Raw genomic sequence first — 15,553 nt, forward strand, 5'->3', positions numbered from 1 at the left:
ATCTTGCTTGTTTCATTTGATCTTACTCTTTCAGAGCTAACAAGCGAAAATGATCTCGCTAATTTATCACCTTTGTGAACTCGCTCCAAACATAAAATCCATACGCTGTAAGGTGTTATGCTTGAAAGACATACAAATTAGAGCGCTGTCACTCGCTCGCTAACCGATCAAGCACCTTCGACCAAGCTAGCTTTGCCCGACTAAACCATATTTTCTAACCATCCCTCGTAATTGGTGGTAGCTCAAACCAAGTAACTCGGCTGCTTGTCGTTGATTAAACTTGGCCTCTTCTAATGCGCGATTGAGTAAGTGGATGTCTTGCTCTTCTTGCCACTGTTTATAGTCTAGAGGGAATTGAACTGCGCTGCTTGGTGCTTCCTCTTCTTGCTGCAGTTCGGCTTGCTCGGCATTATGACCAAGCGTGTTATTCCAAACTGTTTCAAAAGGATTGAAAATCAGTTCATCAATTGGATCGGCACTGAGACCATGTTGGTAAATAGCACGTTCAATCACGTTTTTTAGTTCACGGACATTACCTGGCCATTCATATTCAAGAAGCGAATGCTGTGCTTTTGAGGTAAAACCGACAAAATATTCCAGTTGAAGTTCACGACACATCTTCATCGCGTAGTGCTCTGCTAAAGAGAGGATGTCTTCTTTTCGTTCACGAAGAGGAGGCAGCATGATGACATCAAACGCTAAACGATCGAGTAAGTCGGCACGGAAATCGCCTTGTTCCGCCAATTTTGGTAAGTCCGCATTGGTTGCACAAACAAGTCGAACATCCGCATTGAGAGCGGTATGACCGCCAACTCGTTCATATTCACCATATTCGATGACACGCAACAGCTTTTCTTGAACTAAAAGTGGTGCGGTGGCCAGTTCGTCAAGAAACAAAGTGCCGCCTTCGGCGCGTTCGAAACGTCCTTTATGCTTGCCCTTAGAACCTGTAAAAGAACCGGATTCATGACCAAATAGCTCTGAATCTATTAGTCCTTCGCTTAAGGTCGCACAGTTGAGTGATAGTAGTGGCTTATCCCAACGTCTTGATAAATAATGCAAACGCTGAGCGATGAGTTCTTTACCCGTTCCTCGTTCACCGATAATGAGGACTGGACGCTCAATAGGCGCAAGTTGTGATACTTTATCTAGTACGGCGAGAAAAGCAGGTGATTCACCAATCAGGTTTTGCTTCATAAAGTCCTTCTTATTTAACAGCCGAGCCATGATTTACATATGGAGTTGGTGAATTTCACCAACAGTTGGTGAAAAACATCATAGCATAATAGTGCATAACGACAAAAAAATGCATAAACTGCTGATTTTAAATGTAATTTTAAGTTGGCATGCTACTTGTAATGTATTCAGGGAGACGCAAGGTCAATCACCACCTTGTCGAGTTTTAATAGGAAAAAAGAGGAGTTCCGTTATGGGTATTTTTTCTCGATTTGCAGATATCGTTAACTCAAACATCAGTGCATTGCTGGACAAGGCGGAAGATCCTGAAAAAATGATCCGTCTTATCATTCAAGAAATGGAAGACACACTTGTTGAAGTGCGTACTAACTCGGCTAAAGCGATTGCAGACAAAAAAGAGTTGGCTCGTAAAGTTGAAACGTTAGAAGAGCAAATTGGCGAATGGGGCCAAAAAGCGAGCCTAGCGTTGGTAAAACAGCGTGAAGATTTGGCTCGTGCAGCATTAATTGAAAAGCAAAAGCTTGAGCAAGTGATTAAAGGCCTTCACACTGAGCAGACGTTAGTAGAAGAAACGATCGACAAGCTTACAGGCGAGATCGGTAAGTTAGAAAGCAAAATTGCAGAAACGCGTGCAAAACAGCAAGCACTAGCAATTCGTAACCAAACCGCCTCTAACCGTCGTGATGTGCAAAAACACCTGCACACTAGCCGTACTAATGAAGCGATGGCAAAGTTTGAGCAGTACTCGCGTAAAGTGGATGAAATGGAAGCGGAAGCAGATTTGTACGCACAAACTGGTAATGCAAAATCGCTAGAGCAAGAGTTTGCAGAGCTTCAAGCTCAAGACGAAATCGAAAAAGAGTTGGCAAAACTGAAAGAACAGATGTCATCGAAAGATAAATAATAAAGGAGCCATTTATGTCGACATTTTTATTTGCAGGACCAGCAATTGTCTTTCTGATCTTTGTCGCTCCTCTATGGCTCTTCTTACACTATCGCAGTAAACGCAAAACGGATAGTGCTCTGTCAAGCCAGGATCTGGAGCGCCTTCAGGTACTATCTGAAAAAGCGGAAGCGATGCAGTCCCGAGTTGATACATTGGAGCGCATCTTGGATGCTGAGTCACCAACATGGAGACGCAAGTATGACTAATCGAGAGCTGTATCGTGACCCAGTAAATGGCAAAATCTCCGGTGTTTGCGCCGGAATCGCCAACTACTTTGGTGCAGAGGTTTGGTTGATTCGTATTGTAGTGATTTCTGCAGCGCTGTTGGGCGGTACGTTTTTGGTGTTGTTAGCATACGTCGCGATGGCGTTTATGTTAGAAAAGCAACCAGTGACGTATTCTGAAAATATCCGAGCGCAACAAGAACACACACTTAAAAGTAAGCCTTGGCAGAAAGGACAAAGTCCGGACCAATTGCTCAGTGTGTTGGAACGCGATTTTGACCGTCTTGATGGCAAAATCCGTAACATGGAAGCGTATGTTACGTCTGATACATATAGGGTGAATCGGGAGTTCAGCAAGCTCTAAACACTCCGCATCCAAAGAAGATTTAAACGAAGCAGGCGCAAAGCCTGCTTTTTTGTCACAAATTACTAATTTTAAAGCACTATTAATCTTTTCAACTCTGGAAGTTCGCCCAGAATTCATCTACTTTAAAAATAATCCCTTAATTTTTTATGGATGAATGTAATGAGAAGATTGCTCATTCCTGTCGCCATCTCGGCTGTGTTGTCGGGGTGTGGTAAAGAACTTCCCCCTGTTCCAGAACCTGAATCCCGCCCCGCGAAGCTATTTACAGTATCTGTTGGCAATGCCCAATTTGAACGACACTTTCCTGCCACGACGGAAGCTGGTGATAAAGCGGTACTGACGTTTCGAGTTCCTGGACTTCTTCAAACGATTGAGGTGAATGAAGGTCAAGTCGTCAGCAAAGGCGATGTATTGGCTTCATTAAACCCTGATGAATATTCTCTGCTTGAACAGCAAGCTCGGGCAAATTTCGCGCTCGCAGACGTGCAGTACAAGCGATACCAAAAGTTACGTAAAGACCAAGTGGTGTCCGAACAAGATTTTGATGAGGCAAAAGCGAATCACAATTCAGCCAAAGCTCAGTGGAATCAAGCAAAGGCAAATTTAAGGTATACCAAACTTGTCGCGCCATATGATGGTACGATTTCGTATATTCCAGCAGAAAACCATGAGTATGTCGCCGCAAAAGAAGGCGTGATGAATATTCAATCCAACCAACTGCTTAAGGTGATATTCCAAGTCCCTGACTATCTGCTAAATCGTTACACCCAGGGTAGCGATGTCTCTGCCAGAATGGTCTTTGACGCTTTCCCCGAGCAGTCATTTGACTTGACCTTTCAAGAAATCGATACAGAAGCCGATCCTAAAACCGGTAGTTACAAAGTCACTATGGTTATGGAGCGACCAGCAGAAATAGGCCTTTTACCGGGCATGTCTGGTAATGCTTACCTCCTATCTAAAAATGCTGGTGCAACAAAAATTCCTAATTCCGCGCTGCTAGAAGAGAACGGCAAAACATACGTTTGGCGTGTTGATGAGCAAGGCATTGTGTCCAAAGCCGCTATTGAGATGAATGACAAAAACCAAGTGTTAGCTGGGCTTAACGATGGCGATCAAATCATTATCTCTGGTGTTAGTGTAATTGAACCCGGAATTAAGGTAAGAGCCTGGATTAAGGAAAGAGGGTTGTAATATGAAAGGAATCATCTCTCTAGCGGCATTATTTTCAACGTTTCTTCTTGTTGGTTGTGGCGATAAGGCACCAGAAAAAGCTCTTGAGACACCGCGTGTAAGAGTTACCTCATTAGCGGGAAATAAGGTGGATGACAACTTATATTTCCCTGCGGTTGCGAATGCAGCGGATCGCTCTCATTTGAGTTTCCGAGTGACAGGAGAAGTCAGCCGCATCATGGTAAAAGAGGGTGATAAAGTCACGAAGGGTGATGTTATCGCAACGTTGGACCCTACGGACTATGAGTTGGATGTAGATAATGCGAGTGCGCGTTTTTCTGTTGTTGACAGTCAGTATCGCCGTTCACGTCCTTTGGTTGATAAAGGCCTATTAGCTAAGTCTCAGTTTGATGAAATTGCAGCACAACGACAAATCGCTCTGGCTGAGCTTAAGTTAGCGAAACTCCGTTTATCATTTACTGCCTTAAAGGCGCCTGTGGATGGGATCATTTCTCGAGTTAATATCGAGCAATTCGAAAATGTCCAAGTCGGACAGCATATCGTCAATATTCATAGTTTGGAGCGAGTAGAGGTGCTGATTCAACTTCCAGACCGGCTCTATGTGAACCAACCGCCAACGGAAGAAAGACTTACCGCGATAAAAGCATTGGTGCGCGTCCCTAGTGGTAACGAGTACAACGCGACCGTGAAAGAATTTACGACTGAGCCAGACCCAACCACAGGCACGTTTACCGTCACATTATCGCTTCCTATGCCGGAAGAAGAATACATCCTAGATGGGATGGCAGTTGAGGTGACCTCCAAAGATAAGAACGTTGGCTTGGATCTCAATTTAGGAATTAATGTTCCTATTGAAGCCATTTTCAATGCGGACGGTGACGAGCTGGGGCGGGAAAACAAATTTGTTTGGGTACTGAATGATGACAATACGGTATCGCGCAGACAGGTTCGAGCAGGTAAGGCATCTAAAACGTCCATTCAAATCCTTGATGGTCTCATGCTGAAAGACAAAGTTGTGATTGCCGGTGTTTCTCGGTTAAGGGATGGCATGAAAGTGGAAGTGATACAGGAAATGGCTACGCAGGAGGCCGGTCTATGAGCGATCTTAATAAATCAGTGCCTCAAAGTGATGATGATGTGACCGGTATTGCTGCGTACTTCATCCGAAATCGTGTCATCAGTTGGATGGTCGCACTGATCTTTTTGATTGGTGGTATCGCTGCATTCTTTGGGTTAGGGCGTCTTGAAGACCCTGCTTTTACCATCAAAGATGCCATGGTGGTGACCTCTTATCCTGGTGCGACGCCGCAACAAGTCGAAGAAGAAGTGACTTATCCGATCGAAAAAGCGATTCAGCAGCTTACTTATGTTGATGAAGTGAATTCGATTTCTAGCCGAGGATTATCGCAAATCACGGTCACGATGAAGAACAATTATGGCCCTGATGATCTACCACAAATTTGGGATGAGTTACGCCGTAAAGTGAATGACCTTAAAGGGACGTTGCCTCCGGGTGTGAATGAACCTCAAGTGATCGATGATTTTGGTGATGTTTACGGGATTTTGTTAGCGGTGACTGGCGACGGTTATAGCTACAAAGAGCTACTGGATTACGTCGATTACTTACGCCGAGAGCTCGAACTGGTTGATGGAGTGAGCAAAGTTTCGGTATCCGGGCAGCAGCAAGAGCAAGTTTTCATCGAAGTATCGATGAAAAAGCTGAGCAGTATAGGACTTTCTCCCGATACGGTCTTTAATCTTCTCTCGACGCAAAACGTGGTTTCTGACGCAGGGGCGATCAGAATTGGTGACGAGTACATCAGAATTCAGCCGACTGGCGAATTCCAGAGTGTGGATGAGCTAGGCGATTTGTTGATTACTGAGTCGGGAGCTCAGGGGCTCATCTTCTTGAAAGATGTGGCGGAAATAAAACGTGGGTATGTAGAAGTACCGAGTAATATTATTAATTTCAACGGCAGCCTCGCACTAAACGTGGGGGTTTCTTTTGCTGAAGGCGTCAATGTCGTTGAAGTCGGAAAAGCGTTTGATCATCGCCTTGCCGAGCTAAAGTACCAACAACCTGTCGGTATCGAAATTTCCGAAATTTACAGTCAGCCTAAAGAGGTGGATAAATCGGTTAGCGGTTTTGTTGTCAGCTTGGCTCAAGCCGTCGGTATCGTCATTATCGTACTTCTGTTCTTTATGGGGCTACGTTCAGGTCTGCTTATCGGTTTAATTTTACTGCTGACGGTGTTGGGTACGTTCATTTTCATGAAGTATCTCGCGATAGATTTGCAGCGGATTTCATTAGGTGCCTTGGTTATCGCGTTAGGTATGCTGGTGGACAATGCAATCGTCGTGGTTGAAGGGATTTTGATTGGTACTCAAAAAGGACGAACTCGACTCCAAGCAGCGACTGACATTGTTACCCAAACCAAGTGGCCATTACTTGGGGCAACTGTGATTGCGGTAACTGCATTTGCGCCCATTGGACTGTCTGAAGACTCGACGGGTGAATACTGTGGCACTTTGTTTACGGTTCTTCTGATCTCATTGATGTTGAGTTGGTTTACCGCTATCTCGTTGACACCATTCTTTGCTGACATCTTCTTTAAAGGCCAGAAGACTAAACAAGGTGAAGGGGAAGAAAATGATCCATATAACGGGGTTATTTTCGTTATTTATAAAAAGTTTCTCCAGTTCTGTATGCGCCGTGCTTGGTTTACCGTTGTGGTGCTGATCGCGGGATTAGCGGCAAGTGTTTATGGATTTACTTTTGTGAAGCAAGCGTTTTTCCCATCGTCGACAACGCCTATTTTTCAGTTAGATGTATGGATGCCGGAAGGAACTGATATTCGCGCCACCAACACAACGCTTAAAGAGCTAGAAAGTTGGTTAGCTAAGCAAGAGCATGTCGACCATATCACGACGACTGCAGGTAAAGGCTTACAGCGCTTTATGCTAACGTACGCGCCAGAGAAAAGTTATGCGGCTTATGGTGAGATAACCACTCGTATGGAAAATTACGAAGCGTTAAAACCATTAATGGCGAAGTTTCGAGAGTATTTAAAAGCCAATTACCCAGAAATCAATTACAAGCTCAAACAGATTGAGTTAGGTCCAGGTGGTGGTGCAAAAATTGAAGCGCGCATTATCGGCTCTGATCCAACCGTCCTTCGTACGATAGCCGCTCAGGTCAAGGACATCATGTACGCCGATCCTCAGGCAACAAATATCAGGCATGATTGGCGTGAACGAACCCAAGTTCTTGAACCTCAGTTTAACGAGAGTCAGGCACGTCGCTATGGCATTACAAAATCAGATGTCGATGACTTCTTGTCCATGTCATTCTCTGGAATGACGATAGGCCTTTACCGAGACGGCACGACGCTCATGCCTATCGTGGCTCGCTTACCTGAAGATGAACGTATTGATATTCGTAACATTGAAGGCATGAAAATATGGAGTCCAGCACAGAGTGAGTTTATCCCACTTCAACAAGTCACAATGGGTTACGATATGCGTTGGGAGGATCCTATCATCGTACGTAAGAACCGTAAGCGTATGCTCACTGTGATGGCAGACCCTGATATTCTAGGTGAAGAAACCGCATCGACGTTGCAAAAACGTTTACAGCCCCAAATCGAAGCGATTCAAATGCCTCCTGGCTATTCACTAGAGTGGGGTGGTGAGTACGAATCTTCAGGTGATGCTCAAGAGTCGCTGTTTACTACCATGCCAATGGGGTACTTGTTCATGTTCTTGATCACTGTATTCCTATTTAACTCTATCAAAGAGCCACTCATTGTTTGGCTTACCGTGCCGCTGGCGTTAATTGGTGTCACCACCGGTTTGTTGGCACTCAACACGCCGTTTGGTTTTATGGCATTGCTCGGCTTCTTAAGCTTATCGGGAATGGTGCTCAAAAATGGCATCGTATTACTGGACCAAATTGAAATAGAAATGAAATCGGGTAAAGAGGCTTATGATGCGGTCGTTGATGCTGCGGTAAGCCGTGTTCGTCCTGTGTGTATGGCTGCAATCACGACGATCCTTGGTATGATCCCACTATTACCAGATATTTTCTTCAAACCAATGGCGGTTACGATTATGTTTGGTTTGGGCTTTGCGACAGTCCTGACACTGATTGTCGTGCCAGTGTTGTATCGTTTATTCCATAAAGTGGCAGTACCGAAACAGGCTTAGTGCTACTGATATAACGATGAAAAGTATCGCGCCTCTAGCTCATCAGTTAGAGGCGCTTTTTAAGGAAGAATAATGACAGAACAAAAAACGTGTGCGTGGGCGATGAATCACCCATTGGAGCGCGAATATCATGATTCCGAATGGGGCGTGCCAGTATATGACGACCAAACCCTGTTTGAATTTATTACGTTGGAAGGTGCGCAAGCTGGGCTTAGTTGGATTACCATTCTTAAAAAGCGCGAAGGATATAGAGAAGCGTTCGAGAACTACGACCTAGATGCGTTGGAAAAAAGAAATGAAGAACGTGCTGAATACATCGTGGAAAACTTCGATGTTGTAAGGCATCGCGGAAAGATTAACTCGGTTTTCAGTAATGCCAAAGCGGCCAAAGCGTTAATTGCTGAATACGGAAGTTTATCAGACGCGTTGTGGCAGTTCGTGGACGGCGAACCAATCATTAATCAATGGCAACATATGAGTGACGTGCCAGCTTCGACAGAGCAATCCAAAGCCATGAGTAAATTCCTTAAAAAGAAAGGCTTCAAGTTTGTCGGTGAAACCATCTGTTATGCTTTCATGCAAGCCGTTGGCATGGTGGATGACCATATCGTTGGATGTCCTAAAAAGCAGAATAAGTAACGTTTGGCTTGTTCAGTTTATATCGTTAATTCTGGCTATCATGGATACGTTCCAAAGCTTCGATTCGACGCCATTGAGCTGCATCGAAGCTTTGTTTTCTTAAAGCAATGATTTCTGCCTGTTTTTCATCTTGCCCTAGAGAATCCCTATTCAGAATATCTTGACGCTGTTTTAAGTAAGTGGCGAGTTGAGTCTCAAATGATGCTCTTTGCTCATCAAGCTTTTGCAGCCTTTGCGCTCCAGCGTCTCCCACCAATGCAACACGGGCGATGTACTTATCTTGTGAATCAAGCTGAGAAGCTTGCTCGAGTTGCTCCGCTAATGCGTTATTGCGTTCACTTTCTCGGATATAATCTGGTTGTTCTGATAACGCTTGATTGAGAAGGTGTGTCTGACTCTCGATATCCGATGCCTGTTTTTTAATCGTCAGCTTTTCCAATGCAAGTTGGCGAAGTCGGTTTTCTTCGTCAAACAATTGAGCTATCTGGACCTCGCTAAAGTATTGAAGCTGTAAATTCAGTATCGCTTCATTCAGCATGGTTAACTGTTCAAGCGTTAGGTGTTTATGCTCAAAAGGCTCTAATGCAGAGAGCGCTTGCTTGTAGGAAAGGTAGGTCTGAAAAAGTTTGGCATCAATATTCAGTGTTTGTTTTGCTAAAGTGTCATCATTGACTTCCGCTTTGATCGTATCGAGATCTTCTTCGCCCAGCCGGCTAAGAGAATATTCGAAGAAGTCTTTTGGGGAAGAGACATCGGCGGCTATGTCTTGCTGAGATTGCGAATGGCTAGAGGTTATCTCTTGTTGTTTGTCGCTTTGCAATAGAGAAAGCGCTCCCATGCCAAATATTGAGAGCAGGATAAAAGTGGTGAGAGCGACTTTCTTCATTGTGATGACCTCTTATAAACCTTGAAGTTTGAGACGATTTGCATGTTGGCGATAAAGCGTGACTGGATCGGTTTCAAAAAGATGATGAATACCGAGTAGACCGTTAATTTCATCCAAATGGTTCATTTGATAATCATCACGTATGACTTTGCCTAAATGTGTGCTGCACGCACCAACTAAGCCATCATTTGGCCCATCAAAGGCTAAGCCAAGTACCATCATGGCAGCGTCAGTCGGATCGAAAACGTTTGTAAAAGTGGATGATCCGGTCCATGAGTAGTAATAAACGCCATTTGAAGCTAGCAAGTCGCCATTACCACATTCGCTAGTAGGCACTCCCTCTGGGTAGTGCTGGTTAAACGCCAATGATCCTTCCGTGGTCAAGGCTGCTAATGAGGCCAAAGGGTCTTGGTCGAGATCAGAACCGCCTGATAGAAGATTAATAAGAGTGGTTAAGCCTTGCGCCAGTTTTACCGCGAGCTGCTCGCTACCAGAGCCCTCAGATACGGTGCCACGAACTAAATCTGCCACTTTAGATCCTTTATTAACGCCACCGATACTCGTAACTGATGCGACTAGGTCAGGACGGACAGAGGCGACGTAGCGCGTTGTTGGACCACCATGACTGTGACCGATGAGATTGACTTTCTCTGCGCCTGTTGCAGCAAGTAAGGTTTCTACTTGAGCAAGCAGTTGCTCCCCTCTAACTTCGCTGCTGTTGGTCGCGGATACCTGCGCTACATAAACTTTAGCGCCGTCTTTCGTTAAGGAATGTGGTATTCCGAAAAAGTAATCTACGCCTGCGAGGGTATCAAAACCAAATAATCCATGAACCAGAACAATCGGATACTTGGTTTGGGTATAACCCGTTGCAGCATATACGGAAGTTATTGGGACGGTAATTAAGGTAAAAAGCATTAGCGTTATGAGTTTAAGTTTCAAAACTATCTCCTTGTGGTATGACCTCTTATGAATGATAAAAAGTAGGAGAGAAACTCTAAATTTGGAAAGCGTATTTGTGGCACATTATTTCATTCTGTGACTGCTCAATTGAAAAACAACACAAATGATTAACATTAACGAATAGGTGGTGGGAATGTTAGGTAATTCTAATTAAGTCAGCGAGTTATAAAAACGCCCCGCGAAGCAGGGCGATTCAATTACTATTTTAGAGAGACTTCTTTTTCTAAAATTAACGCGTTATAGCGTGCAAAACCAGCCTCTAGATCGGCGATCAAGTCATCCACGTCTTCTAAGCCAATATGAATTCGAACTAAAGTGCCCTCAAAGTGTGGGTGCGCTACGGTTCTCAAGCTGTTAAAGCTCTTTGGTTCGTTAGCAAGAATGAGGCTTTCATACCCGCCCCAAGAATAACCCATACTGAAGTGTTTCATACCGTCAAGCAGAGCCGTCGTCGCTTTTGGATAAGACGTTTTGAGAACAAATGAAAACAAGCCGTTTCCACCAGTGAAGTCACGTTTGAAAAACTCATGGCCAGGGCACGATTCCAATGCTGGGTGGCGGACATGATCAACTTCCGGACGAGAAGCTAGCCACTTGGCGACTTTCAAGCTACTTTCTGCGTGTTGTCTTAGGCGAACATCCAGCGTGCGAATACCACGAAGGCCTAGGTATGCGTCGTCAGGAGAAACGCACTGACCCATCAAGTAGCTTTGTTCACGCAGTTGGGGCCAGTATTTTTCGGAAGCTACGGCTGTACCTAACATTACATCAGAGTGACCAACTATGTATTTGGTGGCGGCTTGAATGGAAATATCGACACCATGTTCAAATGGTGAGAAGTTCACGCCAGCTCCCCATGTGTTATCAAGCATCACAATAATATCGTGCTCGTGAGCAATGCGCGCCAATGTTGGTACATCCTGCACCTCCATTGTGACTGACCCCGGAGATTCTAGGAAAAGGACTTTGGTATTTGGTTGAATCAAATCACGAATACCTTCGCCGATCATCGGATCATAATAGGTAGTTTCGATGCCCATTTTCTTCATGATGGTATTACAAAAATCACGAGTTGGTTCGTAACAAGTGTCCACCATCAGAATGTGATCGCCAGTTTCGACGAAAGAGAGAATCGCATTTGAAATTGCTGCCGTGCCACAAGGGTAGAGAGCACAACCTGATCCACCTTCAATCTCAACCATTGCATCTTGAAAAGCGAAGTGCGTGTTGGTGCCACGGCGACCATAAAATAATGTTTTATTGGTGCGGTTCATGGTGGCTTGGTTCTTCTCTGCAACCGTGTTGAATACCACGGTTGAAGCGCGTTGAACGGGTGGGTTTACAACACCGTTTGTCCACTTTTTATCGCGGCCAGCGGTAATGAGCTTGGTTTTTTTGCCCTCTGACATAAAAGTTCCCTGTCTTAAATATTACGATTTTGATTATTTAAAACATGGACGACATAACGTTTGCAAGGGAAAAGTCAACTATCACCCAATAATAGCCGAGATTATCGAGTGAAGGCGTCAAAGCTGAAAGGTTGAGTTGTAGGCTTAGAGTGTATCGCTAAGGTGAAAAACGTAAGTAGAACAAACCTCCGGCAAGATGTTTGAAGCGCTGGAGGTTTTTTTAGTCGGTGTATTTGAGGTATTAGAGGAGTGGATTGAAGAGATAGAATACTCGCTCTAAGAATCGAGAAAATAGACTTCTTTTCTCCCATTCTTCCAATACAACAGTGTGAGATTGCTTAATATAGCTATCTTGTAACCAAGACATTTGCTTCGTGAACTCTTCGTCGTCAACGGCGAGGGTAACTTCGAAGTTCAGCCACAAGCTGCGCATATCCATGTTTACGGTGCCAACTAAACAGAATTGGTCGTCAATTACGACGGATTTCGTATGCAGCAAACCACCGTAAAACTCATAGATTTTGACTCCTGCACACAAAAGCTCACTATAAAAAGCGCGTGACGCCCATTGCACCATCATTGAGTCATTTTTATGTGGAATGATCAGTTCAACATCAATGCCTCGTTGTGCTGTCATCTTTAATGTTTCAAGTAAATCAGCATTGGGCACGAAATATGGCGTTGTGATTCGTACTGAGCGATTGGCTTGGTTGATTGCCAATGTTAATACTTGATAGATCAGATATTCCGGCATACCAGGGCCAGAAGGCACAACCTGAATAGGGTGTTGGAATTCACTCTCATCGATCTTGCATTCAGGTAGTCTCGGTAAATAACGTTCGCCAGTTTCGACTTCCCAATCCCAACAGTGGATAGCACTCAATACGTTTACCGTTGGTCCCGTAATGCGAACCATGATGTCCACCCAATGCCCGACGCCACTGTTTTGTTTGAAGTAAGCCGGGTCAACCAAGTTCATTGAACCTGTATAAGCAATTTCATCATCAATTACGATGATCTTGCGATGTTGGCGAAGATCAAGACGACGTAAGAAAATACGCCACATCTTCACTTCTAGCGCTTGAATAACTTCAATTCCAGCATCCTGCATCATTCGATACCAAGGACTTCTGAAAAAACGTGGACTACCTGCTGAATCGAGCAATAGTTTGACATCTACGCCGCGTTTAGCCGCTTGGATAAGTGCAGAAGCGACAGAGTCAGCCAAACCACCTGGATGCCAAATGTAGAATACCATTCGAATACTGCTCTGCGCGTTTTCGATGTCTTCAATAATGGAATGCAAAATCTCATTAGGTGACTGTTGCAGCGACAATGTATTACCGCTCAATGCGGGAAGACCAAGGCGGTTGTTACAAAGTTCATCAATTCGGTAGATGTGCCTTCCCATCGTTTCTGGGTTGTGCGCGTTACAGTCGTTAAGCTGACTGAACCACTTCTCGAATGGTGTAAACATCTCTTTTGCGCGTTCGGCCCGTTTTCTGCCTAAGTTCAGTTCACCGAAGAGGAAATAACATGCGACACCCAGAACGGGAAGGATATAAATGATCATTAGCCAAGCTAAAGACACGCTCACTGCGCGGCGCTTTAAAACAACACGAATGGTCACACCTGCGACCAGTAACCAATATAGCCCGATGCCAGCTAAAGTAAGAAAGTGATAAAACTTGTCCATATACGCTCAGAGTAATATGCCCTTCTAGGATATTAAGCATAAAAGTTGGTTGGGGGAATAGATTTCCCATTTAGACGTGGGATTGACCTTATATGAGGAACGAATTTCATAACAGCTGATTCTGTTATTTTAATGTGAAAAATAAGGTCATTCTTTAACTTTTGAACAAAAAAGCAGCATTTAACCTGCGTAACTCGACACTTGTGCGATAAATGTACTTTTTTGGGGTTCCAATTTTAAAGGGGAGCTGCTTTACTTTCTAGACATAGTGCGTCGAACGCTTATTTTATAAGTGTACAATAATTTTTACATAAACTTTTTAGACGCCTATCTCTATGCATACACAACAAACTAATTTTGGAGAAAAAGCGTGGCTACAACTAATACAGCAGCACCACGTGATACGTGGGGGTCTAAACTAGGCTTCGTAATGGCAGCAGCGGGTTCCGCTGTCGGTTTAGGCAATATATGGAAATTCCCTTACACAGCGGGTGAGAGTGGCGGCGGTGCATTCGTTGCTATCTACCTTATCTTTGTTATTTTTATCGGCTTTAGCGTGATGCTGACAGAGTTCGCTATTGGTCGTAAGACAGGTCTTTCTGCCGTAGGTGCATTCAAAACAACTGACCGACGCTGGACGTTCACTGGCGTCATGGGAGTCTTTAGTGGTCTTTTGATCATGGGCTTCTACCCTGTGGTTGGTGGTTGGGCATTGGCCTACATCTTTAAAGTGGGTGGTGGTCTACTCAGCGCACCAGAAGCAATTGGCGACAGCTTTGGCGGTTTCATCTCAGATCCGATTCAGCCTCTCATGTGGATGGGTGTTTACCTGTTCCTTAACGTCATGATTGTGATGAAAGGGATCTCGGGTGGTATTGAGAAAGCCGGTAAGGTTCTGATGCCGCTTCTGTTCTTAATCCTAATCGTTGTTTCTGTTAAGGGCTTAATGCTGCCAGGTGCAATGGCTGGCCTTGAGTTCTTATTCATGCCGGACTTTTCTAAAGTCGACAGCAATGTGGTTCTTGCTGCACTAGGGCAGGCGTTCTTCTCACTTAGCTTAGGTATGGGTTGTATGATGACGTACGGTTCTTACCTGAAGAAGAAAGAGAACCTAGTTCAAACAACCGGCATGGTTACAGCGATGGATACTGGTGTCGCGATTCTTGCTGGTGTTGCTATGTTCCCAGCTATGTTTGCCTTTGGCATGGAGCCTGCGGCAGGCCCTGGTCTTGTATTTGTTGTCGTTCCTCAGCTATTTGCTGAAATGGGCGGTGTGATTGGGTTGCTATTCGCGTTGCTATTTTTCATCGGTTTGACGGTGGCGGCATTAACTTCTTCAGTATCATTATTGGAAGTTGTCGTGTCTTACCTAATCGACGAGAAAGGCATGAAGCGCTCTAACGCTGTTCTGTCTGCAAGTGCAGTTATGGCGGCATTATGTATTTTTGCGTCACTATCGTTAGGTGGAATGGGGCCAACGCTGTTTGGTACCGGTGCCTTTGATATCTTCGACTTGCTAACGGACAAAATCTTCTTAGCAGTTGGTGGTATGTTGGTTTGTATCTTTGCAGGATGGCGCCTAAGCCGTGCTGAGCTAGAAAAAGAGATCACTAATGACGGCGAAGTATCCTTCCCGCTATTTGGATTGTGGTACAACCTAGTTAAATACCTGATTCCTGTTGCGATTGCTATTGTTGCCTTCATGGGGATTAAGTCTGGCTTTGACAGTGGCAAAGGTGAAATCATGCTGCTGGGTATCGCAATCATTGGTCTTGCTGGTATTTTCTCTAGAAAGCTCTAGCTCAGGCCTTGGGGCAAGCCTCGATAGC

The 15,553-nt window shown here is 44.6% G+C and carries 13 protein-coding genes; 8 read left to right on the forward strand and 5 right to left on the reverse strand.

Features of this window, described 5'->3' with window-relative positions; translation table 11 throughout:
* Positions 1 to 186 precede the first annotated feature (186 nt).
* The gene (gene pspF / locus B7360_RS06995; protein WP_085343085.1) at positions 187 to 1,197 is read right to left on the reverse strand and encodes a phage shock protein operon transcriptional activator; all 1,011 of its coding nucleotides are present in this window, start codon (positions 1,195 to 1,197) and stop codon (positions 187 to 189) included.
* Between the two features lie 232 nt (positions 1,198 to 1,429).
* Here pspF and pspA point away from each other — a divergent pair, with 232 nt between their 5' ends.
* The 7 genes from pspA (at position 1,430) to B7360_RS07030 (ending at position 8,770) form a co-directional block, all read left to right on the forward strand.
* Positions 1,430 to 2,101 (forward strand): phage shock protein PspA, encoded by a 672-nt coding sequence (gene pspA / locus B7360_RS07000; RefSeq protein WP_085343087.1) that lies wholly within the window; start codon positions 1,430 to 1,432, stop codon positions 2,099 to 2,101.
* Positions 2,102 to 2,115: 14 nt separating this feature from the next.
* Positions 2,116 to 2,349: an envelope stress response membrane protein PspB gene (pspB, locus tag B7360_RS07005; RefSeq protein ID WP_046874790.1), complete on the forward strand. Its 234-nt coding sequence runs from the start codon at positions 2,116 to 2,118 to the stop codon at positions 2,347 to 2,349.
* Positions 2,342 to 2,731 (forward strand): envelope stress response membrane protein PspC, encoded by a 390-nt coding sequence (pspC, locus tag B7360_RS07010; RefSeq protein ID WP_012841944.1) that lies wholly within the window; start codon positions 2,342 to 2,344, stop codon positions 2,729 to 2,731. The genes pspB and pspC overlap by 8 nt, the downstream gene beginning before the upstream one ends.
* 162 nt (positions 2,732 to 2,893) lie before the next feature.
* Positions 2,894 to 3,925, forward strand: a complete 1,032-nt coding sequence (locus B7360_RS07015; protein ID WP_047008606.1) for an efflux RND transporter periplasmic adaptor subunit — start codon at positions 2,894 to 2,896, stop codon at positions 3,923 to 3,925.
* Position 3,926: 1 nt separating this feature from the next.
* Positions 3,927 to 5,024, forward strand: coding sequence for an efflux RND transporter periplasmic adaptor subunit (locus tag B7360_RS07020; protein WP_085343089.1), 1,098 nt, complete (start codon positions 3,927 to 3,929; stop codon positions 5,022 to 5,024).
* Positions 5,021 to 8,131, forward strand: a complete 3,111-nt coding sequence (gene vmeI / locus B7360_RS07025; RefSeq protein ID WP_085343091.1) for an efflux RND transporter permease subunit VmeI — start codon at positions 5,021 to 5,023, stop codon at positions 8,129 to 8,131. Before B7360_RS07020 ends, vmeI begins: the two co-directional genes overlap by 4 nt.
* 72 nt (positions 8,132 to 8,203) lie before the next feature.
* The gene (locus B7360_RS07030) at positions 8,204 to 8,770 is read left to right on the forward strand and encodes a DNA-3-methyladenine glycosylase I (RefSeq protein WP_085343093.1); all 567 of its coding nucleotides are present in this window, start codon (positions 8,204 to 8,206) and stop codon (positions 8,768 to 8,770) included.
* A 25-nt stretch (positions 8,771 to 8,795) separates the two neighbouring features.
* Here B7360_RS07030 and B7360_RS07035 read toward each other — a convergent pair whose 3' ends face one another.
* From B7360_RS07035 to cls, 4 genes are all read right to left on the reverse strand, one after another.
* The gene (locus B7360_RS07035) at positions 8,796 to 9,656 is read right to left on the reverse strand and encodes a lipase secretion chaperone (protein WP_085343094.1); all 861 of its coding nucleotides are present in this window, start codon (positions 9,654 to 9,656) and stop codon (positions 8,796 to 8,798) included.
* Between the two features lie 12 nt (positions 9,657 to 9,668).
* Positions 9,669 to 10,574, reverse strand: coding sequence for a triacylglycerol lipase (locus B7360_RS07040; RefSeq protein ID WP_085343096.1), 906 nt, complete (start codon positions 10,572 to 10,574; stop codon positions 9,669 to 9,671).
* Positions 10,575 to 10,819: 245 nt separating this feature from the next.
* Positions 10,820 to 12,028, reverse strand: a complete 1,209-nt coding sequence (locus B7360_RS07045; protein ID WP_085343097.1) for a cystathionine beta-lyase — start codon at positions 12,026 to 12,028, stop codon at positions 10,820 to 10,822.
* Between the two features lie 241 nt (positions 12,029 to 12,269).
* Positions 12,270 to 13,724, reverse strand: a complete 1,455-nt coding sequence (cls, locus tag B7360_RS07050) for a cardiolipin synthase (protein WP_085343099.1) — start codon at positions 13,722 to 13,724, stop codon at positions 12,270 to 12,272.
* Between the two features lie 430 nt (positions 13,725 to 14,154).
* Between cls and B7360_RS07055 the strand changes: the two genes are divergently transcribed.
* Complete coding sequence (locus B7360_RS07055) at positions 14,155 to 15,525, forward strand: sodium-dependent transporter (protein WP_043884644.1); 1,371 nt, start codon at positions 14,155 to 14,157, stop codon at positions 15,523 to 15,525.
* The last annotated feature ends 28 nt before the right edge of the window (positions 15,526 to 15,553 follow it).

Origin of the sequence: Vibrio sp. ArtGut-C1, assembly GCF_002105475.1 — a bacterium.
GTDB lineage: Bacteria > Pseudomonadota > Gammaproteobacteria > Enterobacterales > Vibrionaceae > Vibrio > Vibrio diabolicus.